The sequence below is a fragment of the Zoogloea oleivorans genome, assembly GCF_008107625.1.
Classification (GTDB): Bacteria; Pseudomonadota; Gammaproteobacteria; order Burkholderiales; family Rhodocyclaceae; genus Zoogloea; species Zoogloea oleivorans.
This window is the reverse complement of sequence record NZ_SDKK01000086.1, coordinates 1-1755: the sequence shown is the minus strand read 5'-3', so window position 1 is coordinate 1755 and position 1755 is coordinate 1. Positions and strand designations below refer to the sequence as shown.

Annotated in this window: 3 protein-coding genes; all 3 read left to right on the top strand. The window is 48.8% G+C overall.

Annotated elements, in window-relative coordinates:
* Positions 1-365 (top strand): lysozyme inhibitor LprI family protein (locus tag ETQ85_RS25850; RefSeq protein ID WP_148581847.1); only part of this gene is annotated, 365 nt, incomplete at its 5' end.
* The gene (locus ETQ85_RS27565; protein ID WP_148581846.1) at positions 311-652 is read left to right on the top strand and encodes an H-NS histone family protein; all 342 of its coding nucleotides are present in this window, start codon (positions 311-313) and stop codon (positions 650-652) included. The genes ETQ85_RS25850 and ETQ85_RS27565, both read left to right, overlap by 55 nt.
* Positions 653-815: 163 nt before the next feature.
* On the top strand, positions 816-1694 hold the full coding sequence (locus ETQ85_RS25840) for an ADP-ribosylglycohydrolase family protein (RefSeq protein ID WP_148581845.1): 879 nt from the start codon (positions 816-818) through the stop codon (positions 1692-1694).
* Positions 1695-1755: the final 61 nt, after the last annotated feature.

Genomic DNA, 1755 nt, shown 5'->3' with positions numbered 1-1755 from the left:
CACCTGCACCTGCACCTGCCCCAGCACCTACCCAAACGCCTCTAAAATCAGTGGACGCACAAAAGGTCGAGGCTGGAGCTCCGGAGGTGCGCTCGTCAGCTTTAAGCAACGGTCAGTTTTCACCGAGCTTTGACTGTAACAAAGCATCTAACGGTGCCGAGAGATTAATTTGTTCGAATCGCAGCCTTGCACAAGCTGATGTTGATTTGATGGTTGCATACAAATCAGCACTAAGTAAAGGCAACAGTGCCCCAACAAAAGAATCACAGCGCCAGTGGATCAAGAAGAGAAACTCTTGTTCTGATGTGGAATGTATGACCTCATCTTACAAAGACCGTTTGCGAGAACTGGAAATCTCACGGTAATTATATATTTCGAGATTGCCCGACTTGGCGGGCAATCTCTTTCGAGGAGGCATATACTTAGATCAATAATCGAAGAGTACGAACTGACTGTTGATGATATTTTTCCGCAGAAGCGGATTACTTCCAGCAGCATGGGTAGCGCCCTGAAGGCGAAGGGTGTCGCGAAGTATCAAAATCGAATCGATCCGAGCCTAACTTGGACCGGCAAAGGCCGTAAGCCCGAGTGGGTTATCACGTTTCTTGCGAACGGTGGCACTCTCGAAGAGCTTGAAATCAAGTCTAACTAATATCGTTATATTCTCTTGGTATCGTAGCGGTTACGAAAGCTCTCGAAGAGCTTGAAATCAAGTCCAACTAATATCTGTTGGTAGTTGATCTGGTGTGATAGATCAACTACCTAACGTTGTGAAACCCGCAAATAGTGCGGGTTTTTTCATTTAAAGGAGATCTATGCTCGGAGCAATCATCGGAGACATCGTAGGGTCGGTCTATGAATTCAATAACTACCGACACAAGGACTTCAGTCCATTTTTCAACAAGCAGTCGTTTTTCACTGATGACACTATCTGCACTGTAGGGGTAGCAGATGCACTGCTTCGCGATGCAGATCCAGCCCAAACCTTGCAGAACTGGTGTAAGCGATACAAGCACGTAGGTGGCTGGGGAAATCGTTTCCATGACTGGATCGAAGAAGACATACCAAGTCCCTACGGTAGTTTTGGCAATGGTGCAGCCATGAGGGTGTCATCTGTAGGGCTGCTTGCAAGCAATTTGGAAGAAGCTGTTGAACTGTCCAACCGCGTGACCGAGATTACCCACAACCATCCAGAGGGCTTGAGAGGTGCCGCAGCAACGGCTGCTGCCATCTACTGGGCTAAGTCAGGTTTGCCTGCAGTTGAAATTCGTCATCTCGTATCGGATGTCTTTGGATACGAGATGTCCAGAACCGTTGACGACATCAGACCCATCTACAGCTTCAACGAGACCTGTATGGAGACCGTTCCGGAGGCACTTACCTGTGCACTTGAGGCCAGCAGTTACGAGGACGCAATCAGGAACGCTGTAAGCATTGGGGGTGACTCTGACACCGTTGCTGCCATTGCTGGCGGGCTTGCTGAGGCCCTATACGGCCTTCCTGCTGCGATTGCAGAGAAAGGCTGGGGGTATGTGCCGAGCGACATGAGACAAGTGATGCAGAACCTCTATGAGAAGGCTGGCTACCCTCTACAACTACACAAACACCTTTTGACGAAAGATCATGATGCCCCAGGCACAGACAAGCACTGTGCAATCGTGGATTTTCGAAATATTGACTACGACGATGAGTAAGACCTAAACGACCAGCCACCCCGGAGTTTTATAGAAAGGAATGGCGGTTTCAACTCTGAAG

Excerpts from the sequence above, each read along its gene's own strand:
- ETQ85_RS25840 (WP_148581845.1), top strand. The coding sequence starts at position 816 with ATGCTCGGAGCAATCATCGGAGACATCGTAGGGTCGGTCTATGAATTC.
- ETQ85_RS27565 (WP_148581846.1), top strand. The coding sequence starts at position 311 with ATGTATGACCTCATCTTACAAAGACCGTTTGCGAGAACTGGAAATCTC.